The following is a 26,587-nucleotide window of genomic DNA, read 5'->3' as shown; positions in this document are numbered from 1 at the left end:
AAGAAGCTGGTTCCCCAGTTTCTTTTTTTGCTATTAAGGCTAGTGTGTACAGAATAGCTTTTGGATTGGATCATCCATATAAGTTCTACCTTGTCCCTGTTTATCATACCTATTATGGAGGAGGGATCAAGGTGAAGCGGTTAGTTATACATTTTCTTTTATTTGTATTTTTACTGGCAGCATTTTTTCCAGTCAAAGCCAATCCTTTCCAATATCATTATTTGGCTAGTTTTTCTGAAGACGCAGAAGTGTCTGGAAATGTGGATGATTTGCGTAATCGGGTAGAAAAAGAAGCAATAAAAAATCGAGTAGAACCTGAAGATGCCCGTATCGACAAGGTATGGAAAAAAATACCGGGCAGGAACGGGTTAAAAGTTAATATTGATAAGTCCTTAGAAAAAATGAGCAAGAAGGGTGCATTTGATAAGTCTTTGTTAGTCATGGAACAAGTTCCGCCTAAAATAACATTTGATGACCTCCCTGCTGCACCAGTATATCGAGGGCATCCAGAAAAAAACATGGTTAGTTTGCTAATAAATGTAGCATGGGGAACCGAAAATATACCGAGTATGTTAAAAACGCTAAAAAAGATGAATGTGAAGGCAAATTTTTTTATTGAAGGAAAATGGGCCAGCCAAAATGCAGACATCGTACAGATGATTCAGGAGGAAGGACATATAGTCGGTAATCATGCTTATAATCATCCGGATATGAGCCGTTTATCTCCTGAGGAAAATAGGGAACAATTAGAACAAACGAATGACATTATTAAAGCTATTACAGGAAAGGCGCCAAAATGGTTTGCCCCTCCAAGCGGAAGCTTTAATAGTAAGGTGGTTGATTTAGCTGCCGAATTGGAAATGGAAACAGTGCTGTGGTCGGTAGATACCATAGATTGGCAAAAACCTTCTGTGGAAGTGATGATCAATCGCGTTAGCGACCAAATTCACCCTGGAGCAATGATTTTAATGCATCCGACAGAAGTAATTAATAATGGTCTTGAACGATTAATTTTATTGATAAAGCAAAAGAACTTTAAAATTGGAACAATCGAACGGTTGTTAAGTGAACAGAGATGAGCTTTTAGCTTCTAAAGGGACAATTAGGAGGATTCGTTTTGTTAAAAAAATACACATGCGACAATGGACTTAGAATAGTATTGGAAGATATCCCGGCAGTTAGGTCGGTAACAGTAGGAATTTGGATCAGAACAGGATCTCGAAATGAAACAGAGAGCAATAATGGAATTTCCCACTTTTTGGAGCATATGTTTTTCAAAGGAACTGCCAGCAGAACCGCCAAAGATATTGCTGAGGAGTTCGATGCAATTGGCGGACAAGTAAATGCATTTACTTCTAAAGAATACACATGTTTTTATGCTAAAGTACTCGATACGCATAAAGAGTACGCGTTAGAAATATTAGCGGACATGTTCTTCCATTCCACATTTGACAAACAAGAGATGGAGAGGGAGAAAAAAGTCGTCTTAGAGGAAATAAAAATGTCAGAGGACACTCCGGATGATATTATCCATGATATGCTGTCAGAAGTATCTTACGGCAATCACCCGCTTGCATATCCGATTCTGGGGACAGCAGAGACTCTGGCTAATTTTCAACAGGACGATTTAAGAAGATATAAAGAACATCATTACACTCCTGCCAATGTTGTCATTTCCGTCGCGGGAAATGTAGATGATAGTTATTTTAAACACGTAGAGAAGCTTTTTGGCAAATATGAAACGGATGATTCGTCCGCTTCATACAAGCAGCCTTCTTTTATAGCCAAACATATGGAAAGAAAAAAAGAAACAGAACAGGCACATTTATGCTTGGGCTATCAAGGCTTACCTGTTGATGACTCATCCATATACAGCTTAATTGTCATGAATAATGTGTTAGGCGGAAGCATGAGCTCCAGACTTTTTCAAGAGGTCAGGGAGCAACGGGGATTGGCATACTCCGTTTTTTCCTATCACAGTTCTTTTATAGACGATGGGTTATTGACCATTTATGCAGGTACGGGCAAAGAGCAACTGTCCATATTAAAAGAAACCATTGAAGAAACGATTGGAAACTTGATGCATAATGGCCTGACCGATAAAGAACTCCGCAACAGCAAGGAGCAATTGAAGGGTAATCTAATGCTTAGCTTAGAAAGTACGAATAGCCGTATGAGCCGTAACGGAAAGAATGAATTGATATTGAACAGGCATCGGTCATTGGATGAAATGGTGAATGAAATAGATAATGTTTCCCATGAGTCCACAAATCATATTATTCATTCATTATTCAAGCAAGCTAATTCCAGTGCCCTTATCGCTCCTTAATAATTATCCCTGGTTTATTGATTATCACTTTGCGTTCCTTGGTACAGCCTCTTAACTCATTTATTGAGACATACCATCATATAATAGTAGAGAAGCGAGTATCCGAGAAATGGATGAGGTGGTCATATGAGATACAAAGAGCTTAGCGGTAAGGAGATTGTTGACGTTGGCAGCGGATCGAGGCTTGGCATTTTAGGGCATACCGATCTGGAGTTTAATGAAGAAACGGGACAAATCGAATCCTTTATAATACCGAACTACAAGTGGTTCGGTATGAAAAAAGAAGGTGAAAACGTCAGGATTAGCTGGCGGGATATTAAAAAAATCGGGGAAGATATGATCATCATCGACTCATAAATACATCTATCTCCAAAAGGTCTATGTCATTCCACTGACATAGGCCTTTTTCTATTTCCAATATTCCCTTTGAGAACCTTCAAAAGCTTTTTTCGCCTTTCCTTTATCTTGAATCCGTTGCTCCAGTTTCTACGCTGCTGACAGATTCCCTTCGCTTTTCTATTGTCCAGCTCTGGGAATCAGCAGCTAGGAAACTTCGCTCCTAATTCTTCAATAAGTCAAGCACAAAAGCAAAAAACAGCTTTTGGCTTTCCTTTATCTTGAATCCGTTGCTCCAGTTTCTACGCTGCTGACAGATTCCCTTCGCTTTTCTTTTAAGTTGGGTGGTTGTTGTGTGTTTGACAGTCACTATCCAATTACTATTTCATACTATGAAAAGAGACGGATTATCCCTACGCGAGGTGAAGTAATGGATACAAAAGTAAGTATCGCTGTTATCGGCGGTGACGCAAGATACTTGGAAATGATAAGACATTTAACCCTGAACCCCGAAATTGAACTTTCGATTATCGGATTTGATCAACTTAATCAGGGCTTTACTGGGGCCAAACAAGTCGAAATAGAAGAACTGAAATTGAGCAGCCTGGATGCTATTATTCTTCCGGTTCCTGGTACCGATCAACAAGGCTTTATTGAAACAGTTTTTTCTGATAAAAAAATTCAATTGACACAAAGTTGGTTTTCCAAGCTTAAAAAAGGCTGTCTGGTATTTACAGGTATAACCACTCCGTATTTAAATAATATGGCAGAGCAGTCGGATGTTAAATTAATTCCGCTTTTTGCACGGGATGATGTTGCCATTTATAATTCTATACCAACAGTCGAAGGAACAATTATGATGGCCATCCAACACACCGATTTTACCATCCATTCTTCTGATGTAATTGTGTTGGGATTAGGAAGAGTTGGAATTACCCTGGCAAACAAATTTGCAGGTTTAGGTGCCCGTGTGTCTGTCGGTTCCAAAAACAAGGAAGACCTCGCCAGGATAACGGAAATGGGTTTGACGCCATTTCATTTAAATGATTTAACTTCCTATTCCCCAAATTGCGATTTTCTTTTAAATACAATACCTGCACTCGTTGTTACGAAAGAAGTTATCAAACCAATGAAATCTCATTCTTTAATCATTGATTTAGCTTCTAAGCCAGGAGGCACAGATTTTAAGTTTGCTGAACAAAGAGGGATTAAAGCAATGCCAGCGCCTGGATTGCCCGGAATCGTAGCGCCCAAAACAGCAGGCGCAATTCTTGGCAGGGTGGTAACACAAGTTTTGACGGAGTATATGGAAGAAAGGAGTCAATAGCATGTCATTGGAAGGAAAAAGAATTGGTTTCGGATTAACAGGATCCCATTGCACATACGATGCGGTATTTCCGCAAATGGAAAAGCTGGTTGCTGCAAAAGCTGAGGTAGTACCGGTTGTTTCCTATACTGTCCAAAAAACCGACACCCATTTTGGTGAAGCAGCAGCACATATGAATAAAATCAAAGAAATCACAGGAAAAGAACTTATTACTACCATTCCTGAAGCGGAGCCGCTGGGCCCCAAACAACCGTTAGATTGTATGGTAATAGCCCCTTTAACCGGCAACTCGATGAGTAAACTTGCTAACGCGTTAACAGATTCTCCGGTATTAATGGCAGCAAAAGCTACTATCAGAAATGGCAATCCGGTAGTTTTGGGAATCTCCACAAATGATGCCTTAGGTTTGAACGGCGTTAATTTAATGCGTTTGATGGCAAGTAAACTCATTTACTTCATTCCATATGGACAGGATGATCCAGTAAAGAAGCCTAATTCTATGGTTTCTGACATGGATCAATTACTGACGACAGTCGAGAGTGCTTTACAATATAAGCAGCTGCAGCCGGTCATTATCGAAAGAAAATGAGAAGAACAGCCTTTCTGTACCTTCCTAACTTTTAGTATGTTAAAATAAAAACTATGAGTAAAATCATTTATTCGTTATAACAGACACTCTAAAAAACAGGGAGGAGAATTTTCTAGATGGAGAAACAGCAAGGATATCGGGTTGCAGTTGTAGGAGCAACCGGAGCAGTAGGAGAAAAAATGCTAGAAACTTTAGAGAAAAAAGACTTTCCTATCGAAAGTTTAACTTTATTATCATCCAGCCGTTCTGCTGGAAAGAGCATCACTTTTAAAGGGGAAGAACTTATAGTAAAGGAAGCAACACCTGAAAGTTTTGAAGGAATTCAAATCGCCCTCTTTTCGGCAGGAGGCTCTGTCTCAAAAAGCCTGGCACACGAAGCGGTTAAAAGAGGAGCGGTAGTTATTGACAATACCAGCGCTTTCCGAATGGATAAAGACGTTCCCCTGGTCGTTCCGGAAGTGAATGAAGCGGATATCGCTAATCACCAGGGGATTATTGCTAACCCGAATTGCTCAACTATCCAAATGGTAGCTGCATTGAAGCCTATCCAAGATGCTTTTGGGATGACAAGAGTGATTGTATCTACTTATCAAGCAGTTTCAGGTGCAGGAACAATCGCTTCAGAGGAATTGAGACAGCAATCCCAGGCCTTTCTAAGCGGGGAAGAGTTAAATCCGGAAATCCTTCCAGTTAAGGGCGATGAGAAGCATTACCCAATAGCATTCAATGCTTTGCCGCAAATCGACACCTTCCAGGATAACGGCTACACCTTTGAAGAAATGAAAATGATTAATGAAACAAAGAAGATTTTACACTCGGACGCTTTGCATGTTGCTGCAACATGTGTAAGACTGCCTTTCTTTACTTCTCACGCAGAAAGTGTATATATAGAGGTGGAAAATGAAGATTTACAAGTTTCTGACGTACAGCAAGTGCTATCACAGGCAGAGGGTATTGTATTGGAAGATGATCCATCAAATCAGCAGTATCCGACCCCTTTAAGCGCAGCTGGCAGAAGTGAGGTTTTTGTGGGCAGAGTAAGAAAGGACCCGGATAATCCAAAAGGCTTCCACCTTTGGGTCGTATCTGATAATCTACTAAAAGGGGCAGCATGGAATTCTGTGCAAATTGCAGAAAGTCTTATTAAAAATAAATTGCTGTAACTTTGAGGTGTATTTATGAAAATATTAGTTCAGAAGTTCGGTGGTACGTCTGTCCAGAGTAAAGAAACTAGGCAAAGTGCCGCTGACCATATAAAGGATGCCGTAAAAGAAGGTTATAAAGTAGTAGTCGTTGTATCAGCTATGGGAAGATATCCTGATCCTTATTCAACAGATGCATTATTGGAACTGGTAGATTTCCCCCATTCCAGGATTAGCAAAAGAGAGCAGGACTTACTGCTGTCATGCGGTGAAACTATCTCTTCGGTCGTATTTTCCAATGAACTAGCTGGTATGGGAATGGAAACAATTTCTTTAACAGGCGCACAAGCGGGATTTATTACGAACAAAGATTTCACAGAAGCAAAAATTAAAGAGATGAAAGTGGATAGAGTAATCGATGAGTTCCAGGCTCATGATGTGGTAGTAGTAGCAGGTTTTCAAGGAAAAACAGAAGACGGAGAAGTTACTACTATCGGCAGAGGCGGCAGCGATACTTCAGCAGCTGCCTTGGGAGCTGCATTAGGAGCAGAATATATCGATATTTTTACCGATGTAGAAGGAATTATGACAGCAGATCCTCGGGTAGTCGAATCGGCAAGGATTTTGGATGTTGTCACTTATACAGAGATATGCAACTTAGCATATCAAGGGGCGAAAGTCATTCACCCGCGGGCCGTAGAGATTGCCATGCAAGCAAAAGTGCCAATTAGAGTACGGTCTACACATTCTAAAAAAACCGGGACTTTGGTTACTTCCTCAAGGGGATCTTCACAGGGAAGGGATATACCTGACCGCCTGGTGACAGGGATAGCTCATATTTCTGATATTACCCAAGTCCGGGTGAATGCGAATAAAGAACCATATCGTTTGCATTCGGAAGTTTTTAAAGCAATGGCCGCTGCCGGAATTTCTGTAGACTTTATTAATATTTCGCCGACAGGTGTGGTATATACTATACCAGAGCGGTTTACTAATGAAGCTGCCGATTTATTGGAAAATCTGGATTATCAGCCTATTTTAACGAAAAACTGCGCCAAAGTATCCCTAGTGGGCGCAGGAATGACGGGAGTGCCTGGGGTTACCGCGAAAATTGTGCAGACATTGACCGACGCCGGCGTACACATTCTTCAGTCAGCAGACAGCCATACAACAATATGGGTTCTTATCCATCAGGAAGATTTGATTTCAGCGGTTAATGCACTTCATAATACCTTCGAGTTAGATATTCAGGAAGGATAAATCATTTACTAAATGCAGCAAAAAAGCAGGTGGGACTTGTTCCGCCTGCTACACTTAACTAATAAACATGGAATAGTGGAGTGAAAGATGAAAGGAGACCGTGATCGCCATGAATTTCGGCAGAGTACTTACAGCAATGGTTACCCCCTTTGATAATCGGGGGAATATCGACCTAGAAAAGACAACTGAATTGGTGAATTACTTGATAAGTAACGGCACAGACGGCCTCGTCGTAACAGGAACGACAGGGGAATCACCGACATTGACGCCTGAGGAAAAACTTGCCTTGTATTCCCATGTGGTTAAAACAGTTAATAACCGAATTCCCGTTATTGCTGGTACTGGCAGTAATAACACGTATTCAACAATTGAATTCACTAAAAAAGCGGAGACCACAGGAATTGATGGATTGTTGTTGGTGACCCCTTATTATAATAAACCGAACCAAAAAGGTTTATATGAGCATTTCGCTGCTATCGCCAAGGAGACTGCGCTCCCAATTGTATTGTATAATATCCCCGGCCGTTCAGTTGTTCGAATGGAACCGGAAACGGTGATTGAGCTGTCCAAGATACCAAACATTGTCTCGGTTAAAGAGTCGACGGGTGATTTGGATGCTATTTCTTATATTATTGAAAATACTAGTGATGATTTCTCCGTTTATAGCGGCGACGACAGTTTAACTTTGCCGATCACTTCTGTTGGTGGCAATGGAATTATCTCTGTTTCTTCCCATATCATCGGTAAAGAAATGCAGGAAATGCTGGAAGCTTACCACAAGGGTGAGGTGAAAAAAGCTGCCCAGCTGCACAGGCAGATGTTACCGCTCATGAAGGCATTATTCATGGCTCCTTCTCCTGCCCCTGTAAAAACAGCACTGCAGATAAAAGGAATGGATGTTGGCGGTGTAAGGCTTCCGTTGGTACCGTTAAGTTCGGAGGAAAGAAATATACTGACACAATTGTTATCCAATTAAAGAAGCAACCCAATGAGGGCCAGCAAAACGAGCTTGAAACCAAGCTCGTTTTTTTGTATGTAAAATTTGTAAAAAATTTAATTATCAAGATTTGTTTAGCCAGCAGTAAAAGCAACAATATTTAGCAAAAAAAGCCACTCCAGGTTCTTGTATGTATGTTCGCCAGCTGACCATACTAGTAATATGTTTTCAAGAAGGAGCGTGTAATATAGTTATGGGAAAAGATAAGACAAAACAGGACAACCAGGATCAAACCAACCCGTCAGCACTTGTCCAAAAAATCCAGCAGCTGGGGCAGTCGACGGTCCCGCAAGCGCCAGATTCAAATATTCATGTCTTGCCGATTATCGGGCAAGTTGAGGGCCATGTCCAACTTCCTCCACAAAACAAGACAACCAAGTATGAGCATCTCATCCCCCAAATCGTGGCGATAGAACAAAACCCGAAGATTGAAGGGTTAATTGTATTACTTAACACGGTAGGCGGCGATGTTGAAGCAGGATTAGCGCTTTCGGAAATGATTGCTTCTCTATCTAAACCAACTGTATCTATCGTCCTAGGCGGCGGTCATTCGATAGGTGTACCGATTGCCGTATCCACCGATTATTCCTATATTGTACCGACGGCAACGATGACCATTCATCCCATCAGGCTGACCGGGCTGGTAATCGGGGTGCCACAAACTTTTGAGTATCTGGATAAAATGCAGGACCGAGTGATCAATTTTGTGATGTCCCATTCAAAAATAGATGAAGAAACTTTTAAGGACTTAATGTTTGCCAAGGGAAATTTAACTAGAGACATCGGAACGAACGTCGTCGGTGCAGATGCCGTTGAACATGGTTTAATCGATGGCATAGGAGGAGTTAATGAAGCGATGAGCAAACTGAATGAGTTGATTGAACAAAAGAAACAAGCAGGAGATATGCTGCAATGATTTTATACACACCTCTCAGCGAAGTAGATATTTTTGGAACAGACCCAGAAGCTTTTAATAACCGGCAGTTCATGAATGTCCATGGGCGTTTAGTGCATGCAGAAAGAACTGCAGAAGGGACTTACCGCATATTGCAATTGATGTCTACTGATCCACAGGATTATTTAGATGCTTCATTCACCCCTGGTTCTGTTATTTCTAATTAGTAAAATTAGTGTCTTCTCCTCAAACAGGCCGAGCTCTGTGCTATAATGAAAATAGATAGATTTGTGGGTAATCTTGCTAAATAACCAGTGGATAAACCCTTGTCACCCAAAAGGCAAGGGTTTATCTCTTCGTGTTATACAGGTTAAGACGGCCACTAGTACAGAGGTGAAAGTTATGGCAAAGAAGAAGAAGAACAGAAAAAAACAACACCAGCTTAAAAAGCAGGTAAAGTACGAACTAATTGGCATCTTATTGGTATTTCTTGCTGTGTTAGGCAGCGGAGCAAGTGCGATTAGCGATGGGGCGATCCCTGCTGGTTTAGAGAATATCTTCCGTTTTTTCTTTGGAATTTGGTATTTTGCAGCGTCATTGTTTCTTTTAGGGACAGGGTTATACTTAATGATCAAGCGGCATGTGCCATATCTGCTGCATAAACGCTTAATTGGTTTCTATATAATTTTCTCAGGGATCCTTCTGGTTACTCATATCCAAACATTTGAAGAAGTATTGAGTGATTCCATCAGTTCTTCGATCATTATGACAACATGGGACAATATTTTTGCTTATATGGGGGGAGAAGTGCCTGCCGCTAATTTAGGGGGCGGAATGTTTGGATCCTTTCTGTTTGCATTCTGCTATTATTTATTTTCTTCGGCAGGAGCTAAGATAGTAGCTGTTTTTTCCATCCTCATAGGGGCTCTGTTTTTGACGGAGATTTCTATCGGTGATGTCCTTGAAAAAGCTTGGAATAGCTGCCGCAGTTTTTTCCAGAAACAATTAAAGCAAATGAAGAAAACCAAAAAACATTCGGCAAAAACACGCAAGAAAAGCAACACAGATGAAGAGCATGGCTTATCTGATACGAGCGATACTATGGAAAGCACGGTAGAGGAGCCATTAATCCAAGATTTCACAGATATCGCCTATTCTGTTGATTTACAATCAAATCAACAGGAAAAGCATGAAAAAACAGAGGAAACTAGTAAGGAAGCCGCTAAATCAGGAGATGAGGAGATAGCCGAATCGCTTCCAATGACGGAAGTTGAAAATGTTGATTACAAGTTACCTTCTATGGAATTGCTCATAGAGCCGGAACATAATACCCAACAGCAGGAAAGGTCTCAAATTCAAGCTATCGTACGCAAACTGGAAAAAACCTTTCACAGCTTCGGCGTAAAAGCAAAAGTAACCAAAGTTCATGTTGGACCGGCTGTTACTAAGTATGAAGTTTATCCAGATGTAGGTGTGAAGGTAAGTAAAATAGTTAATCTGCATGACGATTTAGCCTTGGCATTAGCTGCTAAAGATATCCGAATTGAAGCACCGATTCCTGGTAAGTCTGCTGTCGGAATAGAAGTTCCTAATACGGAGGTTGCCACCGTATCCTTGAGAGAAGTACTAGAAACAAAACAAGCACAGCAAGGGTCCAAGCTCTCGTTTGTTTTAGGCAGAGATATTTCAGGAGACGCAGTAATGGCTGAATTAAACAAAATGCCGCATTTGCTGGTCGCTGGTGCTACCGGAAGCGGTAAAAGTGTTTGCATTAACGGGATAATAACCAGCATCCTGATGAGAGCTAAACCGCACGAAGTGAAAATGATGATGATAGACCCTAAAAAAGTAGAGCTAAATGTGTATAACGGTGTTCCGCATTTACTCTCGCCTGTTGTAACTGATCCTAAAAAAGCCTCGCGTGCACTTAAAAAAGTAGTATCAGAAATGGAACGGCGATATGAATTGTTTTCAGATACAGGTACTAGAAACATTGAGGGTTATAATGAATATATCAAAAAACATAATCAGGAAGACGGGGATAACCAGCCGCAGCTTCCTTATATTGTTGTTTTAGTTGATGAGCTTGCTGACCTAATGATGGTAGCATCCAATGATGTTGAGGATGCGATTACCCGGCTTGCGCAAATGGCCCGTGCTGCAGGAATCCATCTTATCATAGCCACACAGCGTCCATCTGTGGATGTCATTACAGGAGTCATTAAGGCAAATATCCCTTCCAGGATAGCATTTAGTGTATCTTCTGCGACCGATTCCCGGACTATCCTTGATTCGGGCGGCGCGGAAAAATTGCTGGGGAGGGGAGATATGCTGTTTATTCCGGTTGGCTCCTCCAAACCTACGAGAATCCAGGGCGCTTTTTTATCTGACGAAGAAGTGGAACGGATTGTCGACCATTGTATTGACCAGCAAAAAGCACAATACCAGGAAGAAATGATCCCCGATGAGGAATCAGAGGTTGTGGAAGAGGTAGATGATGAACTCTTTGACGATGCCGTCCAAATGATCTTAGAAATGCAAAGCGCCAGCGTATCGATGCTGCAACGCAGGTTCAGGATTGGTTATACTCGAGCCGCAAGATTGATCGATGCCATGGAAGCAAGGGGAATTGTCGGCCCATATGAAGGCAGTAAGCCTAGGACAGTATTAATTTCAGAGCAAAGCGAAGAGAAAACATCTTAATCTGCTTTTCTTTATAAAGTCCTTAAGAATTTAGATGGATCATCCTCATCTAATTCTAAAGGACTTTTTTTATTTTTATATCCATTTGAAAATAAATAGTAGATATGGATTAATATGTATTTTTTTTATAAAAATGCTTTTAAAACAGTTAAAAGTTTGATTTAAAATGTAAGAAAATTAATAGATTTGATAAAATTTCTATAAAACTGAAATATTATGTAGTTTTTTCTCCTATTACTGTTTATTTACTAGATCAAAAGTGGTATATTTGTTTCGGTAAAGCCCCACACGTCAGATGTCTGTTCTTTTCTTCCTACCTTTTTTGATAATGGGAAATAAGGACTCTGACCTAGGCAAACCAAACCAAATAGCTTCGGGGGTAGTTTTATGTCAATCAAAGCAGATGCTCGCCAACTATACCTTCAAGTAATCGACCAGTTGAAACGGGATATTGAAAACGGAAAATATAAAGAAAAAGAAAAACTCCCTTCAGAATTCGAGCTGTCAAAACGCCTGGGTGTTTCAAGGGCAACGCTGCGTGAGGCTCTTCGATTATTGGAAGAAGACAATGTAGTTACAAGAAGGCACGGTGTTGGAACTTTCGTTAACCCTAAACCCATTTACTCTTCGGGAATAGAACATCTAAACAGTGTGACAGACATGATCATCCGCTCTGGTAAAACGCCTGGGTCCCAGTATTTATCTACAGAATTAGTAGAAGCATCCAAGGATGACCAGAAAAGATTTCTGCCTTCTCAAATTGATACACTCGCAAAAATTGAAAGGGTTAGAACTGCTGACGGGGAGCCGGTGGTTTACTGTATAGATAAAATCCTGAAAGAGTTAATCCCCTTAGAAAAAGTACATAACCAGGATTCTATTTTTCAAGTGTTGGAAGAATACGGGAGCAAGCATGTCAGTTATGCAGTTACATTTATTGAACCAGTTGGCTACCACGAGACCATTTCACCAGTGCTTAACTGCCAGCCCGACCAGCCCTTATTATTGTTGAAGCAAATGCATTATACAGAAAACGACGAACCTATTTTGTACTCGTCCAACTACTTCCGGGCGGATACCTTTAGCTTCTATGTCGTTAGAAAAAGGATTTGATAGCCAGCCGAAACGATTTTAGGGGGTGATCGATACATAATTAATCAGGTAAGATTCTGCAGTACATTTTAAATTTATCATTTTATATGGGGGTAGTAATTTTGAAAAAGAATCGTTTGCTATTATTGTTTGCTTTGCTGTTAACTGTAGGGTTGGTTTTAGGCGCTTGTGGCTCTTCCGGCGAGGAAGGAAGCGAAGGAAATGCAGGAGATGACTCGTCAGGATCTGATACAAATAAAGAAGATTCTGGAGAAGCAGCAGATTCTGATTTCAGCGCTGCCATGGTAACAGACATTGGCGGTGTCGATGATAAATCTTTTAACCAGTCAGCTTGGGAAGGGTTACAAGCATTTGGGGAGGAGAATGGCTTAGCTCAAGGGGAAGGCATCGATTATGCTCAATCAGAAAATGATGCTGACTATATGCCTAACCTAAACCGATTAGTACGAGAAGATTACAACCTGATTTTTGGTATCGGATTTAAATTGACTGAATCTTTAAACACAGTTGCTGAACAAAATCCGGAGACAGACTTTGCTCTTGTAGATGCAGTAGCTGAAGCAGAAAATATTGCCAATATTACATTCAAAGAACACCAGGGTTCATTCTTGGTAGGTGTAGCTGCAGCAATGAAAACGGAATCGAATAAAGTCGGTTTCGTAGGTGGAGAAAACAGTGAGCTAATCAAAAAATTTGAATCTGGCTTTAGGGCTGGAGTAGCATCCGTTAATCCAGACATAGAAGTAAATGTGCAGTATGCAGAATCTTTTGGTGCTGCGGATAAAGGAAAAGTAATTGCATCAAATATGTATAGCGGAGGCGTAGATGTTATCTATCATGCTTCAGGAGCAACTGGAAACGGAGTATTTGCCCAGGCGAAGGATATTAAGAAAAATGATCCTTCCAGCAATGTATGGGTAATCGGAGTCGACCGTGACCAGCATGAAGAAGGAGCAATCGGTGATAATAATGTGACGTTGACTTCAATGGTTAAACGTGTAGATATCGCTGTCCAGGAAGTTGCTGCCTTATCGCAGAGCGGTGAGTTTCCAGGAGGGGAAGTATTGGAATTCGGACTTGAAGATGATGGTGTTTCTGTAGCTAAAACGAATGAAGATGCAATGACAGACGACATCGTGAAAGAAGTAGAAAACTGGAAGCAAAAGATAATCGATGGCGAAGTTGAAGTGCCGAGCACAGAAGACGAGCTTGATGAGTACTTAAATACTCTTTAATTAATCAAGAAAAAGGCTAGACAATCTAGCCTTTTTCCCCTACATAATCAAAAAACTTTAAGAACCACTATCCTTCCTGTATATCCAATTCGCGTTTTGCGCAATTCTTTTAGTTAGAAACTAGGTTTTACTATATTTATGCTATTCTATTTCATTAGCATAAGAGAATAATAGTCATCCATTCAGTGATCTTATGAGTGCTTAGGGAGTGAACGTTTTGGAGAATTATGTTGTTGAAATGTTAAACATCCGCAAAGAGTTCCCTGGTATTGTTGCGAATGACAATATTACGCTTCAAGTGAAGCAAGGCGAGATTCACGCTTTGCTTGGTGAGAACGGTGCAGGAAAATCGACGCTGATGAATGTATTGTTTGGGCTGTATCAGCCGGAAAACGGAGAGATAAAAGTTAAAGGTGAAAAAGTCAATATAACTGATCCGAATATTGCCAATAGATTAGGGATTGGAATGGTTCATCAGCATTTTATGCTTGTCGATACTTTTACAGTGACCCAAAATATTATTTTAGGCAGTGAACCCAAAAAAGGCGGCACCATTGATATTAAAACGGCAGAAAAAGAAGTGGCAGCTCTTTCAGACCGTTACGGTTTAAAAGTTGACCCGTCTGCTAAAATTCAGGATATATCTGTCGGCATGCAGCAACGTGTTGAAATCCTGAAAACTCTCTATCGGGGAGCCGATGTTTTAATACTGGACGAACCAACAGCAGTACTGACACCTCAGGAAATTAAAGAACTAATTGATATAATGAATTCGTTAATCAAAGAAGGAAAATCGATTATCCTGATTACCCATAAACTGAAAGAAATCATGGAGGTTTGTGATAGGTGTACGGTTGTCCGAAAAGGTCAAGGCATTGGAACAGTTACTGTTAAGGATAGCAGCCCTGATGAACTCGCATCTTTAATGGTAGGCAGAGAAATCAGTTTTAAAACAGAAAAGACTGCTGCCAATCCTAAAGAAAGCATTCTTTCCATTAAAGGCTTGCGGGCGAAAGACAGCCGCAAAGTAGAAATGGTAAAAGGGCTTGATTTAGAAGTGAGAGCGGGAGAAATAGTCGGCTTGGCCGGTGTCGATGGGAACGGCCAGTCTGAGTTAATCGAAGCGATTACAGGCTTGCGAAAGACAGAGGCTGGTACTATTACCCTTAATGGCAAAGACATAACGAATTTGCCTCCTAGAAAAGTAACAGAGTCAGGTGTAGCTCACATACCGCAAGACCGGCATAAATTCGGTTTGGTTCTGGACTTTCCGGTGGGTGAAAATATGGTTTTACAAACCTATCATAAAGCACCATTTGCTAAAAAAAGCATGCTGTCATATAAAAACATTTATGAGCATGCCAAAAGGCTGATTAAAGAGTATGATGTAAGAACTCCAAGTGCATTTACGAAGGCACGGGCATTGTCAGGTGGCAATCAGCAAAAAGCAATTATCGGGCGTGAAGTGGACAGGTCCCCTGACTTGTTAATAGCGGCACAGCCTACTCGCGGACTGGATGTCGGGGCTATTGAATTTATCCATAAAAAATTGATTGAAGAACGAGATAAAGGGCGGGCCGTCCTATTGTTGTCCTTCGAGTTGGACGAGGTCTTGAATGTAAGCGACCGAATTGCAGTAATGTTTGATGGGAAGATTGTGGCGAACGTTACACCGGAAGAAACAAACGAACAAGAATTGGGCCTTCTGATGGCTGGCAGCAAGTTAGAGAAAGAAGGTGGACGCTGATGTTTTCCAATCGTTTGTTTAATATTCTTATCCCGGTTATCTCTGTTGTTTTAGGGCTTTTGGCCGGTGCGGTGATCATGATTTCCTTTGGCTATAATCCTGTTGCTGGTTATCAGGCCCTTTGGAATGGTTCTTTCGGAGATACTTACTTCTTTGGAGAAACGATTCGCCAGGTTACTCCATATATTTTTACAGGTTTAGCAGTAGCGTTTGCTTTCCGGAGCGGGTTATTCAATATTGGTGCTGAAGGACAAGTCATTGTTGGCTGGTTAGCTTCTGTCTGGGTAGGGGCTTCATTTGATGGACCAATGATTATCCATCTTCCACTTGCTTTAATAGCAGCAGCATTGGCTGGAGCATTATGGGGATTCCTGCCTGGATTGCTCAAAGCCAAACTGGGAGTGCACGAAGTTATCATTACAATTATGATGAATTATATTGCACTGCACGTTTCCAATACTCTTATCCGTACAGTTTTAAGCGAAAATAAAGATACATCGGATAAAATAACGGATTCTGCTTCATTGGCATCGTCTTGGCTAATGGAATGGACGAGTTACTCAAGGCTCCATTACGGGATATTAGTTGCGTTATTTGCCGCGGTTGTTATGTGGTTTTTATTAGAAAAAACTACAGCCGGCTTTGAGCTGCGCTCTGTCGGTTTCAATAAGCATGCATCGGAGTACGCAGGCATGAATGTCGGGAAAAACATCATCCTTGCCATGGTCATTTCAGGAGCTTTTGCTGGATTGGGAGGAGCAATGGAAGGGCTTGGTACATTTGGCTACATGCCTACGCACTCAGCATTTACAAATTTAGGTTTTGACGGAATTGCTGTTGCTTTATTAGGGGGGAATCATGCCCTTGGAGTCGTTTTATCGGCAATATTATTTGGCACATTAAAAATCGGCGCATTAAATATGCCAACTGAAGCAGACGTACCTTCAGAGCTTGTGGAAATTGTAATAGCATTGATTATCTTCTTTGTTGCCTCAAGCTATATTATTCGCTGGGCATTATTAAGGCTTAAAAAGGAGGGGAAATAAGTGGGTATTCTAGACATTATTCAATCGATCATCCCAACTGCGCTGTTTTTCTCTGCTCCTTTAATTTTTACTGCTCTTGGCGGGGTTTTTAGTGAACGTTCAGGGGTAGTAAACATTGGCTTGGAAGGCTTGATGGTAATGGGGGCCTTCGTAGGAATTGTTTTCAATTTAACTTTCGCTGATGTGTTTGGAGCTGCGACCCCTTGGTTATCAATATTGGCAGCTATGGTCGTTTCGTCGATTTTTTCGATTATCCATGCGGTCGCTTCTGTTTCTTTCAGGGCGGACCAGGTAGTCAGCGGGGTTGCTATCAACTTTTTAGCTTTAGGTTTAGGTGTATTTTTAACGAAGCAATGGTATGGCAAAGGCCAGACAGATATGGTATCACAGCCTTTTTATTCGTTAGATATTCCTTTTTTAAGCGATGTACCGATACTTGGACCATTGTTTTTCCAAGATATGTACATGACTTCCTATTTAGCGATTTTCATCGCATTTATTGCCTGGTTTATTTTATATAAGACACCATTTGGACTGCGCTTACGCTCTGTAGGAGAGCACCCGATGGCAGCTGATACAAACGGTATAAATGTTTACGCCATGCGTTATATAGCTGTTATGATTTCTGGAGCTATGGGAGGAATCGGCGGTTCTGTATTTGCCCTGACGATTGCTATGAACTTTTCGCAATCAACCATCGTCGGGCAAGGTTTTATGTCATTGGCAGCAGTTATCTTTGGTAAATGGCATCCGTTAGGGGCCATGGGGGCAGCCTTGTTCTTTGGCTTTGCACAAAGCTTAAGTGTCATAAGTGCTGGCATACCATTGCTGGAAGACATTCCGCAAATTTATTTATTGATCGCACCATATGTACTTACGATTCTGGCCTTGGCCGGCTTCATTGGCCGGGCAGAAGCTCCAAAAGCCAATGGGGAACCATATATAAAAGGAAGCCGTTAAGATTTACAAACCTGGTATTTGTTACCGGGTTTGTTTTTCGTTAATATGAATATGAACGGGGGAAACATACATACGAGGATAGTTTTAGGAAATATTCAAATGCTATGCATATATATTGATAAGGGAGGAAAGCAGATGGATGCCATTGAAGAACAGTTAATTAGTAAACAAGGTTACAACTTGCATGTCATTCAAAGCAAAAAATATAAAACAGTGAATGTAATTGTTAAGTTAAAAGCTCCGTTAGAACGGAGTACGATTACCAAGCGGGCATTGTTGCCATATATCATGCAGCAGGGAACAAATAAGTTCCCCAGCGCCAGAAAGCTTCGTACGGCACTTGATGATTTGTATGGAGCTGTCTTGGGTGTTGATGGTGCTAAAAAGGGTGAAAACCATATCATAACTTTGCGGCTGGAAACAGCAAATGAAGCATACTTATCTTCAGAAGAACAAATCCTGGAACGTGCAGTCGAGATGTTGAGCAGTATTCTTTTTGATCCTCGCTCCATGAATGATGGATTTGATCCTAAAGTTGTAAAAAGGGAAAAGTATACTCTACAGCAAAAAATAGACTCCATTATTGATGATAAGATGAGTTATGCAAATATGCGCCTGATCGACGAGATGTGTCCGGAAGAACCATACCGCCTGCATGTTCACGGATATTCAGAAGATTTACCTGAGATTGATGAATTTTCTTTATATGAATATTTCCAGAAGCTGCTTATTGAAGATCAAATGGATGTGTATGTTCTTGGAGATTTCGAAGGGAAAGACGTTGAAAAGCTAATTGAAACCCATTTTTCTGCCAAAAGTGAGTCAGAGACAGAACAAGTCGATAAAGCGGATATTGTTCATCAACCGGTGAATGAGGTCCGGACGATTACCGAAGAACAAAATGTGCAGCAAGCTAAGCTGCATCTTGGTTACCGCACGAACACTTCATTTAATGAACCGGGTTATTTTGCATTACAGGTTTTTAACGGAATTTTCGGCGGGTTTCCGAGTTCCAAGCTGTTTATGAATGTCAGGGAGAAGCACAGCTTAGCTTACTATGCAGCATCCCGATTCGAAAGCCATAAAGGGTTGTTGCTCGTCTTCAGTGGAATTGCGCCTAAAGACTACCAACAAGCGAAGGATATTATTAATGAACAAATGGCTTTGATGAAGCAAGGAGATTTCTCTGATGAGCAGCTGAATGACACGAAAGACCTTGTCGTAAACCAGTTGCTTGAGACGATGGACCATCCTCAAGGATTGATAGAAATTTTATATCATCAAGCCTTATCAGGAAAGAAAATTACTCCAGCCCAAATGATAGAAAAGGTGAAACAGGTTACCAGGCAGGATGTTCTCGACGTCGGACAAAAAATAGAATTGGACACCGTCTACTTTTTAACTAGTAAAGGGGGGAGCGGCCATGAATAAAACAACCTATGAGCAATTAAAAGAAACTTTATATTCCGAAAAGCTAGCTAATGGTTTGCACGTTTTTCTCTTGCCAAAACCGGAAATGGCTAAAACGTTCGGGATTTTCTCTACTGACTACGGTTCAATCGACCAATCCTTTGTCCCGCTTGGAGACGATGCGCTTCAAACAGTACCAGATGGAATTGCTCATTTTCTGGAGCATAAATTGTTTGAAAAAGAAGATAGAGATGTTTTTCAAGACTTTACGAAACAAGGCGCTTCTGCCAATGCTTTCACATCTTTTACCAAAACCGCTTATCTCTTTTCAGCAACAAATAATATCAAAGAGAATGTAAAGACTTTATTGAATTTCGTACAGGATCCTTACTTTTCCGAACAATCCGTAGAAAAGGAAAAAGGGATTATCGGACAGGAAATTGAAATGTATAACGATCAACCGGATTGGCGGTCTTTTTTCGGGACTATCCAAAGCTTGTATGAAAGCCATCCTGTCCAAGTCGATATTGCTGGAACAGTGGACTCTATTCAAAAAATAACTAAAGATGACCTTTACACATGCTATAACACTTTTTACCATCCATCCAATATGACATTTTTCTTAGCGGGCAATTTTGATGCTGAGGAATTGATGGAATTAATCATAGCCAATCAGGAGAGCAAGGAATTCGCTCCACCGCAAGAAATCGAACGCAGCTTTCCTGAAGAACCAGACGAGGTAGCAGAAAAGCAGAAGGTCATCGAGATGCCTGTCTCTATTTCTAAATGCATGGTTGGAATAAAGGAAAAAGTGGACAGACGTTCGAATGATGACTTTTTAAGATCAGAATTACTGACCGAAATGCTGCTCGATTATTATTTCTCCAGAAGCGGGGAGTATTATCAGGAGCTTTATGAACAGGATTTAATCGATAACAGCTTTCAGTTTGAAACCAATATTGAAAGAAACTTCGGTTTTTCCATCATAGGGGGCAATACTTCCAAACCTGAGCAATTGGCTGAAAAAGTTAAAGGAATGCTGCTTTCTCTGCAAGAGAACCGATTAAACGAAGATGAATTTATGACTATGAAAAGAAAGAAAATCGGCCAGTTCTTACGGGCTATGAATTCATTGGAGTTTGTTTCCAATCAGTTTATTCACTATCATTTGCTTGGAATTGATTTATTTAAGGTTCTGCCGGCTATTGAAGCTTTAACCGTTGAAGAAGCAAATGAATTTTTGAAAAACTGGATAAAAGAAGACCGAATATCCGTTTGTCAGGTTATTCCATCAAAAGGATAATCAAAGTATGCCAAAGAAATGCTTAATTATTGGTGCAAGCGGTGATATTGGCAAAGCAATCGCCATCAGACTCGCTGATGATGGCTTCCAGCTTTTGCTCCATTACCATCAAAATGCCAAGGCTATTGCTGAATTAACCAGTGTACTGCCCGATGAATCGGTATTAGCTGTCCTGCAAGGAGATTTAGGAAATAATCAGGGAATTCAGCTCTTTTTAGACAACCTGGACCTTACTGTTGACTCCGTTATATTTGCCAGTGGTACAAGTCATATCGGTCTTCTTCAAGACACAGATGAAGCTGCCATGGATCGGATGTTATCCATTCAGGTAAAGGCACTTTGGTCCATTAGTAAACATGTAATCCCGGCAATGGTTCAAAACCAATCAGGCCATATCATCGTGGTTTCATCGATCTGGGGAGAATCGGGTGCCAGCTGCGAAGTGATATATTCTTCTGTGAAAGGCGCCCAGAACAGTTTCATCAAAGCGTTAGGAAAAGAATTGGCGCCTAGCGGAATCACTGTAAATGGAGTGAGCCCAGGGTTTATCGATACGAAAATGAACCAGTTATTTACCGATGAGGAAAAAAGCAGCATTATCGGTGAAATACCGGTCAATAGAGCTGGAAAGCCAGTGGATGTAGCACATGTGGTCTCTTTTTTATTAGATGAGCGGTCTGGCTACATTCAAAGTGAAATTATTAATGTATCGGGAGCCTGGTAATTAATAATAATTTTCTTCCTTATTACCATGTATAAAGATTGGCGAAATTCAAATGCTAAGCTTGAAAGTTGATGATTGAAGGAGGAAAAAATATGTCAGTTCTCGATAACTTTGAATCTTGGAAGGACTTTCTTGGTGATCGACTCCATCAAGCGCAGGGACAAGGAATGGATCAAAATACAATTTCCGACCTGGCATTTGAAATCGGCGGTTATCTTTCTAAACAAGTAGATGCAGAAAACGACCAGGAAGCCGTGCTGCGTGACTTGTGGAATGCTGCATCCCAGGATGAACAGCATGCTATTGCTAATATCATGGTTAAAATGGTTAAAAATGAAGGAACCGGTAGATAGTATTGTTCAAAAGTAAAAAGACAAGGCCCCTGCTTTCTGCAGCAGGGGCCTTGTTGCTTGTATAGAATTTTATCTTCGTTAACGTGCGCAATCCATTTCGACTGTTTAAGTACTAAGAAAATGTGGAAATTATTCGTACGAAACCGAATTATGTCCTTTTCTAAACAAGAAAAATCATTTATGATAATAGTATCTGCATTTTATACAGAACTCTTAGCAGCCTGATTTATGAAGGAGCTTTTGTTCAATGGAAAAAACTGAGTGGTATCTTGAATATGAAATTCAACATAACAGACCAGGTTTACTAGGGGATATTTCCTCTCTATTAGGGATGCTGTCAATAAATATCATCACTATAAATGGTGTAGAAAACTCGCGCAGGGGTATGTTGCTATTATCAAGGAAAGATGAGCAAATTACGCGCTTGAAATCGATCCTGGAAACAATGGAAACGATCAATGTTACAAAAATGAGGAAGCCTAAATTGCGCGACCGGCTTGCTGTCAGGCATGGGAGATACATACACAGTGACATCGATGACAAAAAGACATTTCGCTTTGTCAGAACTGAACTCGGCTTGCTTGTCGATTTTTTGGCGGAATTATTCAAAAAAGAAGGACATAAGCTAATAGGCATTAGAGGGATGCCGCGAGTAGGGAAAACAGAATCGATTGTAGCGTCAAGTGTTTGTGCCAACAAACGATGGCTGTTCGTGTCAAGCACCCTATTGAAACAAACAATCCGAAGTCAATTAATTAAAGATGAGTATAATGTCGATAATCTTTACATTATCGATGGAATTGTATCCACTCAGCGTGCAAGCGAGAAGCATTGGGAGTTAGTAAGGGAGATTATGCGCCTGCCTGCAACGAAAGTTGTCGAGCATCCCGATATATTTGTGCAGCAGACAGAATATACATTGAATGATTTTGATTATATTATTGAGCTGAGAAATGATGAAAATGAAGAGATAAAATATGATCCGATTGAAAAGCCGAAGTTTGACCAGGATGGCGGCTTTTCTATGTTCGATTTTTAGAATTGGAAGGTGTTAATAGATGGGAATTGGTGAAACACTTAAAGAGGCACGGGAGGCTAAAAATCTATCTTTGGATGATATCCAAAGAGCGACGAAAATTCAAACGAGATATTTGCAAGCAATTGAAAAAGGGAATTACAGCATTATGCCAGGTAACTTCTATGTCCGTGCATTCATTAAGGAATATGCTGCAGCTGTAGATTTGGACCCGGATGCCTTAATGGAGGAACATAGAAGTGAGCTGCCTGCTGCCAGCGATGAAAGCTCTGTACAATATACAAGAGTTCAACGCAGCAGGAAAGACACGACGACTTCAACAAAAAGTCCTGCTATCTTCTCTTTTTTGCCCACGGTTATTGTCGTGTTACTGGTTATAGGCATCATTTTTACTGTATGGTACCTATACCAGGAATCACAGGAGGGTAGTCCAGATTCAGCAAATCAAGGGAACAATGATAATGATGAGGTTTATGTAGGTGACCCTGATGCTTCCGAAACGAAAGATGAAGAAAGCAATAATACCAGTAATGATAATGAAGAAGAGGAAGGCAGCCAGGAAGATGAGAATACAGAAAAAGAGGAACAACCGGAACCGGAATCTGAACTAAAACTTGTCGATCAAGGTACACAAGGAGATGACCAGGTGACTACTTTCGAGCTTGTCCATCCGGGTGATGAAGTAATAGTAGAGGTGACCTCGGAAAATGATCATTGGCTGCAAATTAGAGAAGGCGAAAATAATGAGTTATATAGCGCCATGTTTGGGGAAAGCGACTCGCCATTGAAAGAGGACTTAACCGGGGCTGACCAATTTATGATTAGATATGGCAATCCGAGCGGCGGCATTGAGATTTCCGTTGCCGGCGTTCCGCTGGAAGTGCCTGATATGGCCAGTACGAAAGTTCAGAAAGTCTTTATAGAAGTTGCGGATGAGTCAGCACAGCAGCAAGATTAATTTAACAGGGCTAATTCCTTGAACCATCCTGCCAGAGTATCCATTAGACAGTAGGTTCAAAGGTGTTGGCCCTTATTTTCGGCTAAATTTTCAAACATTGTACTATTACCTTTGGAGGATGACTTGAATGAATATACCAAATCGAATTACATTATCCCGTATATTTCTTATCCCTATTTTTATTGTTCTGTTGAGTATTCCGTTTGATTGGGGAAATTGGAATATTGGCGACAACGACCTGCCTGTATCCCATTTCGCTGCAGCATTGTTGTTTATAGTTGCTTCAGCTACAGATTGGGTGGACGGATTTTACGCCAGGAAATACAATCTTGTCACAAATTTGGGAAAGTTTCTTGATCCCCTCGCCGATAAATTACTTGTAGCCTCGGCCCTGATTCTTTTAGTCGAAATGGGCAGTGCTCCTGCCTGGATTGTCATTTTGATTATCAGCCGAGAGTTTGCTGTGACAGGTTTACGGTTAGTGGCCGCGGGAGAAGGAATTGTCCTTGCGGCCAGTCAGATGGGAAAGTTGAAAACGGTACTGCAAATTGTGGCGATATCCGCATTATTGCTACATGATTTTCCTTTTTCTTATATAGGAATTCCTTTTGGTTTGATCACCTTATATTTGGCCTTAATCATTACTGTTGTTTCTGGTTATGAATACTTCAAAAAAAATTGGCACGTGATGAGAGATTCCAAATGACGAAGCAGCTAAGAGCAGAAATTGTCGCTGTCGGAACAGAATTGCTATTGGGACAAATCGCGAACACAAATGGGCAATGGCTTTCTAAAAGGCTTGCGGATTACGGAATCAATGTTTTCCATCATAGTGTCGTTGGTGATAATCTTGGCAGGGTCAGACAAGTGTTTGAATATGCGGGACAACGCTCGGACATTGTTGTAGTGACAGGCGGTTTAGGTCCGACGGATGATGACTTGACCAGAGAAGCGTTTCAAGTTATTACTGGTTTGAATCTTAAGGAAGACGAGGTTTCCTTGAACAAAATCAGCAATTATTTCAAAAAAAACCATCGGGATATGACGCCAAATAATAAGAAGCAGGCATTAGTATTTGAAACAGCAGAAGTCTTTCCCAACCTAGTTGGGATGGCTCCAGGAATGGTTGTTGAAGTCGAAGGCGTTACCTGGATTTTTATGCCGGGTGTCCCAAGGGAAATGAAACAGATAGCCAATGACTTCGCTTTCCCTTATATAAAAAACAAATACCAATTAGATGCTGTTATCCAATCGAGGATGCTGCGGTTTATTGGAATAGGTGAGTCTCAGCTGGAACATGAGTTACGGAGATTGATTGATGCACAGAACAATCCTACGATTGCTCCTCTTGCCCAGGAGGGGGAGGTGGCAATTCGATTAACAGCAAAAGCTCGATCAAAAAAAGAAGCTGATCTGTTAATCGATGATTTGGAAAAGGAAATATTAAGTCAAGTTGGCGGCTACTTTTATGGCTATGATGAGGAAACAGTGGAAGAGAAAGTAATCGAAAAATTAGCGGAAAAGAATTTGAAGGTGGCAATAGCTGAAAGCTTGACCGGCGGAAAATTCACTGATAGGCTTATTTCCGTTCCAGGTGCTTCTCAAGCAGTAATCGCCGGTATTGTTTGTTATTCTCCACAGAGCAAACAGCAGTTAGTTGGTGTTAATCCAGAAACAATCCAATTATACGGGACAGTAAGCAAACAATGTGCGGAAGAACTTTCCCAAAACATCCAACAGAAATTGGGCGCTGATATAGGCATTAGCTTTACCGGTGTAGCAGGACCAGATTCATCTGAGGGCAAAGCGCCTGGCACTGTATTTATCAGCGTGCACCATAAAACGAAAGGTACCGTGTCCAGAGAATTCAATTTCCAGGGCGGCCGAAGCGGAATTCGCCAAAGGACGGTAAAAAAAGGGCTGGAAATGTTACTGCAAATTTAATCTGTTTTCAGGACTGGTTGGATAAGCTGCATGTTTCAACCGAAAGACTTGGCGATAAGCCAAGTCTTGCTTGCGGTTCCATAAAGTAATTATATTTCACTAGAGGAGCAGTAATGTTCAGCCGCCACAAAAAAAGTAAAATTCTCTTTCGACGGAATGTCCATCACTGGAATTCGCTTTTTGGTTTAGAAGAATTTATATTTTTTATCATATATTCTTAAATAAAAAAAGGGAACATTTATTCGCTTTTTGCTTGTTAAATCTCATAAAACAAGTTATGATAGTAATAGTTTAATATTAAGGAGGAAATAATTTGAGCGATCGTAAGCAAGCCTTAGATATGGCGTTGAAACAGATAGAAAAACAGTTTGGTAAAGGTTCGATAATGAAGTTGGGTGAACGGGCAGAACAGAAAGTTGCAACAGTTCCCAGTGGTTCATTAGCATTGGATGTTGCTTTGGGTGTAGGTGGTTATCCTAGAGGGCGAGTGGTAGAAATTTACGGACCTGAATCGTCCGGTAAAACAACGGTATCCCTTCATGCTATCGCTGAAGCACAAAGACAGGGAGGACAAGCTGCCTTTATCGATGCTGAACATGCACTGGACCCGGTCTATGCAAGAAAATTAGGGGTCAATGTTGATGAACTGCTGTTATCCCAGCCGGATACAGGAGAACAGGCTTTGGAAATAGCGGAGGCTTTAGTAAGAAGTGGTGCGGTAGATATGGTGGTTGTTGACTCTGTAGCTGCACTTGTACCGAAAGCTGAAATAGAAGGAGAAATGGGAGATGCCCACGTAGGACTGCAGGCACGATTGATGTCCCAGGCATTGAGAAAGCTCTCCGGTGCTATTAATAAGTCGAGAACGACTGCTATTTTTATTAACCAAATTCGTGAAAAAGTCGGAGTAATGTTTGGTGAGAATGCTGCTTAACCAGTGATATAGGAAGAGACAGAAAACTTGTAAATGTCTCTCTCTAAACGGAAGCAGCTTGCCGTCTGAAAAAGAAATTTTTCAGATTATCAATGCGGAATGAAGCGGGGATGCTGAGAAGCAAATCCGAACCGAAGGCTGTAAGTAATATTACAGTCAGGGGCAACGCATAGAAGGTGAACCTGTCTTAGGCAGAATATAATCCTTCCAAGAGTCCGCATCATCTTAACGAGCTTGTCGAAGATG

At 41.0% G+C, this 26,587-nt stretch carries 24 protein-coding genes and 1 pseudogene; all 25 read left to right on the top strand.

All coding sequences use genetic code 11. The features are described from left to right. Positions 1–131: 131 nt before the first annotated feature. A complete protein-coding gene (locus tag BLR93_RS01890) occupies positions 132–1,079 on the top strand; it encodes a polysaccharide deacetylase family protein (protein WP_093210652.1) in 948 nt (315 codons plus the stop codon). Positions 1,080–1,117: 38 nt separating this feature from the next. After that, positions 1,118–2,329 carry a M16 family metallopeptidase gene (locus BLR93_RS01885; protein WP_093210650.1) on the top strand — a complete coding sequence of 404 codons (1,212 nt, stop codon included), beginning with the start codon at positions 1,118–1,120 and terminating at the stop codon, positions 2,327–2,329. A 126-nt stretch (positions 2,330–2,455) separates the two neighbouring features. Further along, a complete protein-coding gene (locus BLR93_RS01880; RefSeq protein ID WP_093210648.1) occupies positions 2,456–2,686 on the top strand; it encodes a YlmC/YmxH family sporulation protein in 231 nt (76 codons plus the stop codon). A 409-nt stretch (positions 2,687–3,095) separates the two neighbouring features. After that, positions 3,096–3,992, top strand: coding sequence for a dipicolinic acid synthetase subunit A (dpaA, locus tag BLR93_RS01875; protein WP_093212294.1), 897 nt, complete (start codon positions 3,096–3,098; stop codon positions 3,990–3,992). Between the two features lies 1 nt (position 3,993). Beyond that, on the top strand, positions 3,994–4,581 hold the full coding sequence (locus BLR93_RS01870; RefSeq protein WP_093210646.1) for a dipicolinate synthase subunit B: 588 nt from the start codon (positions 3,994–3,996) through the stop codon (positions 4,579–4,581). 116 nt (positions 4,582–4,697) lie between these two features. After that, complete coding sequence (gene asd / locus BLR93_RS01865; protein ID WP_093210644.1) at positions 4,698–5,744, top strand: aspartate-semialdehyde dehydrogenase; 1,047 nt, start codon at positions 4,698–4,700, stop codon at positions 5,742–5,744. 15 nt (positions 5,745–5,759) lie between these two features. Beyond that, positions 5,760–6,983 (top strand): aspartate kinase, encoded by a 1,224-nt coding sequence (gene dapG, locus BLR93_RS01860; RefSeq protein ID WP_093210642.1) that lies wholly within the window; start codon positions 5,760–5,762, stop codon positions 6,981–6,983. Positions 6,984–7,092: 109 nt separating this feature from the next. Next, positions 7,093–7,959 (top strand): 4-hydroxy-tetrahydrodipicolinate synthase, encoded by an 867-nt coding sequence (gene dapA / locus BLR93_RS01855; protein ID WP_093210640.1) that lies wholly within the window; start codon positions 7,093–7,095, stop codon positions 7,957–7,959. Between the two features lie 214 nt (positions 7,960–8,173). Then, on the top strand, positions 8,174–8,896 hold the full coding sequence (locus tag BLR93_RS01850) for a ClpP family protease (protein WP_093210638.1): 723 nt from the start codon (positions 8,174–8,176) through the stop codon (positions 8,894–8,896). Then, on the top strand, positions 8,893–9,102 hold the full coding sequence (locus BLR93_RS01845; protein WP_093210636.1) for a YlzJ-like family protein: 210 nt from the start codon (positions 8,893–8,895) through the stop codon (positions 9,100–9,102). Before BLR93_RS01850 ends, BLR93_RS01845 begins: the two co-directional genes overlap by 4 nt. A 175-nt stretch (positions 9,103–9,277) precedes the next feature. Then, complete coding sequence (locus BLR93_RS01840) at positions 9,278–11,578, top strand: FtsK/SpoIIIE family DNA translocase (protein ID WP_093210634.1); 2,301 nt, start codon at positions 9,278–9,280, stop codon at positions 11,576–11,578. A 387-nt stretch (positions 11,579–11,965) separates the two neighbouring features. Beyond that, the gene (locus tag BLR93_RS01835) at positions 11,966–12,691 is read left to right on the top strand and encodes a GntR family transcriptional regulator (protein WP_093210632.1); all 726 of its coding nucleotides are present in this window, start codon (positions 11,966–11,968) and stop codon (positions 12,689–12,691) included. A gap of 101 nt (positions 12,692–12,792) precedes the next feature. Next, complete coding sequence (locus BLR93_RS01830; protein WP_175559213.1) at positions 12,793–13,926, top strand: BMP family lipoprotein; 1,134 nt, start codon at positions 12,793–12,795, stop codon at positions 13,924–13,926. A 238-nt stretch (positions 13,927–14,164) separates the two neighbouring features. Next, entirely contained in the window at positions 14,165–15,673 is a 1,509-nt protein-coding gene (locus BLR93_RS01825) for an ABC transporter ATP-binding protein (protein ID WP_093212292.1), read from the top strand. Then, the gene (locus BLR93_RS01820; RefSeq protein ID WP_093210628.1) at positions 15,673–16,719 is read left to right on the top strand and encodes an ABC transporter permease; all 1,047 of its coding nucleotides are present in this window, start codon (positions 15,673–15,675) and stop codon (positions 16,717–16,719) included. The genes BLR93_RS01825 and BLR93_RS01820 overlap by 1 nt, the downstream gene beginning before the upstream one ends. 6 nt (positions 16,720–16,725) lie before the next feature. Further along, positions 16,726–17,679 (top strand): ABC transporter permease, encoded by a 954-nt coding sequence (locus BLR93_RS01815; RefSeq protein WP_093212290.1) that lies wholly within the window; start codon positions 16,726–16,728, stop codon positions 17,677–17,679. A 135-nt stretch (positions 17,680–17,814) separates the two neighbouring features. Beyond that, entirely contained in the window at positions 17,815–19,110 is a 1,296-nt protein-coding gene (gene yfmF, locus BLR93_RS01810; protein ID WP_093210626.1) for an EF-P 5-aminopentanol modification-associated protein YfmF, read from the top strand. Then, on the top strand, positions 19,103–20,392 hold the full coding sequence (gene yfmH, locus BLR93_RS01805) for an EF-P 5-aminopentanol modification-associated protein YfmH (RefSeq protein ID WP_093210625.1): 1,290 nt from the start codon (positions 19,103–19,105) through the stop codon (positions 20,390–20,392). The genes yfmF and yfmH overlap by 8 nt, the downstream gene beginning before the upstream one ends. Before the next feature lie 7 nt (positions 20,393–20,399). Beyond that, positions 20,400–21,116 (top strand): elongation factor P 5-aminopentanone reductase, encoded by a 717-nt coding sequence (ymfI, locus tag BLR93_RS01800; protein ID WP_093210623.1) that lies wholly within the window; start codon positions 20,400–20,402, stop codon positions 21,114–21,116. A 92-nt stretch (positions 21,117–21,208) separates the two neighbouring features. After that, positions 21,209–21,469 (top strand): DUF3243 domain-containing protein, encoded by a 261-nt coding sequence (locus BLR93_RS01795; RefSeq protein ID WP_093210621.1) that lies wholly within the window; start codon positions 21,209–21,211, stop codon positions 21,467–21,469. 247 nt (positions 21,470–21,716) lie between these two features. Then, positions 21,717–22,508, top strand: coding sequence for a YmfK family protein (locus BLR93_RS01790; protein ID WP_093210619.1), 792 nt, complete (start codon positions 21,717–21,719; stop codon positions 22,506–22,508). A 19-nt stretch (positions 22,509–22,527) separates the two neighbouring features. After that, on the top strand, positions 22,528–23,463 hold the full coding sequence (locus BLR93_RS01785) for a helix-turn-helix domain-containing protein (protein ID WP_093210617.1): 936 nt from the start codon (positions 22,528–22,530) through the stop codon (positions 23,461–23,463). Between the two features lie 127 nt (positions 23,464–23,590). Further along, positions 23,591–24,169 carry a CDP-diacylglycerol--glycerol-3-phosphate 3-phosphatidyltransferase gene (gene pgsA / locus BLR93_RS01780; RefSeq protein WP_093210615.1) on the top strand — a complete coding sequence of 193 codons (579 nt, stop codon included), beginning with the start codon at positions 23,591–23,593 and terminating at the stop codon, positions 24,167–24,169. Further along, positions 24,166–25,407: a competence/damage-inducible protein A gene (locus tag BLR93_RS01775; RefSeq protein WP_093210613.1), complete on the top strand. Its 1,242-nt coding sequence runs from the start codon at positions 24,166–24,168 to the stop codon at positions 25,405–25,407. Before pgsA ends, BLR93_RS01775 begins: the two co-directional genes overlap by 4 nt. Positions 25,408–25,720: 313 nt before the next feature. Beyond that, positions 25,721–26,326, top strand: a pseudogene (recA, locus tag BLR93_RS01770) (recombinase RecA); the annotation flags it as partial. Positions 26,327–26,587: the final 261 nt, after the last annotated feature.

The sequence above is a fragment of the Sediminibacillus albus genome (assembly GCF_900101125.1).
In the GTDB taxonomy this organism is placed as follows: domain Bacteria; phylum Bacillota; class Bacilli; order Bacillales; family Amphibacillaceae; genus Sediminibacillus; species Sediminibacillus albus.
Note: the sequence above shows the minus strand (reverse complement) of the source record. Positions and strands in the feature narration are given on the sequence as shown.

What these genes read in the sequence shown, in the direction of transcription:
- BLR93_RS01880 (WP_093210648.1), top strand. Translation starts at nt 2,456, where the DNA reads ATGAGATACAAAGAGCTTAGCGGTAAGGAGATTGTTGACGTTGGCAGC.
- dpaA (WP_093212294.1), top strand. Translation starts at nt 3,096, where the DNA reads ATGGATACAAAAGTAAGTATCGCTGTTATCGGCGGTGACGCAAGATAC.
- BLR93_RS01870 (WP_093210646.1), top strand. Translation starts at nt 3,994, where the DNA reads ATGTCATTGGAAGGAAAAAGAATTGGTTTCGGATTAACAGGATCCCAT.
- asd (WP_093210644.1), top strand. Translation starts at nt 4,698, where the DNA reads ATGGAGAAACAGCAAGGATATCGGGTTGCAGTTGTAGGAGCAACCGGA.
- dapG (WP_093210642.1), top strand. Translation starts at nt 5,760, where the DNA reads ATGAAAATATTAGTTCAGAAGTTCGGTGGTACGTCTGTCCAGAGTAAA.
- dapA (WP_093210640.1), top strand. Translation starts at nt 7,093, where the DNA reads ATGAATTTCGGCAGAGTACTTACAGCAATGGTTACCCCCTTTGATAAT.
- BLR93_RS01850 (WP_093210638.1), top strand. Translation starts at nt 8,174, where the DNA reads ATGGGAAAAGATAAGACAAAACAGGACAACCAGGATCAAACCAACCCG.
- BLR93_RS01845 (WP_093210636.1), top strand. Translation starts at nt 8,893, where the DNA reads ATGATTTTATACACACCTCTCAGCGAAGTAGATATTTTTGGAACAGAC.
- BLR93_RS01840 (WP_093210634.1), top strand. Translation starts at nt 9,278, where the DNA reads ATGGCAAAGAAGAAGAAGAACAGAAAAAAACAACACCAGCTTAAAAAG.
- BLR93_RS01835 (WP_093210632.1), top strand. Translation starts at nt 11,966, where the DNA reads ATGTCAATCAAAGCAGATGCTCGCCAACTATACCTTCAAGTAATCGAC.
- BLR93_RS01825 (WP_093212292.1), top strand. Translation starts at nt 14,165, where the DNA reads ATGTTAAACATCCGCAAAGAGTTCCCTGGTATTGTTGCGAATGACAAT.
- BLR93_RS01820 (WP_093210628.1), top strand. Translation starts at nt 15,673, where the DNA reads ATGTTTTCCAATCGTTTGTTTAATATTCTTATCCCGGTTATCTCTGTT.
- yfmF (WP_093210626.1), top strand. Translation starts at nt 17,815, where the DNA reads ATGGATGCCATTGAAGAACAGTTAATTAGTAAACAAGGTTACAACTTG.
- yfmH (WP_093210625.1), top strand. Translation starts at nt 19,103, where the DNA reads ATGAATAAAACAACCTATGAGCAATTAAAAGAAACTTTATATTCCGAA.
- ymfI (WP_093210623.1), top strand. Translation starts at nt 20,400, where the DNA reads ATGCCAAAGAAATGCTTAATTATTGGTGCAAGCGGTGATATTGGCAAA.
- BLR93_RS01795 (WP_093210621.1), top strand. Translation starts at nt 21,209, where the DNA reads ATGTCAGTTCTCGATAACTTTGAATCTTGGAAGGACTTTCTTGGTGAT.
- BLR93_RS01790 (WP_093210619.1), top strand. Translation starts at nt 21,717, where the DNA reads ATGGAAAAAACTGAGTGGTATCTTGAATATGAAATTCAACATAACAGA.
- BLR93_RS01785 (WP_093210617.1), top strand. Translation starts at nt 22,528, where the DNA reads ATGGGAATTGGTGAAACACTTAAAGAGGCACGGGAGGCTAAAAATCTA.
- pgsA (WP_093210615.1), top strand. Translation starts at nt 23,591, where the DNA reads ATGAATATACCAAATCGAATTACATTATCCCGTATATTTCTTATCCCT.
- BLR93_RS01775 (WP_093210613.1), top strand. Translation starts at nt 24,166, where the DNA reads ATGACGAAGCAGCTAAGAGCAGAAATTGTCGCTGTCGGAACAGAATTG.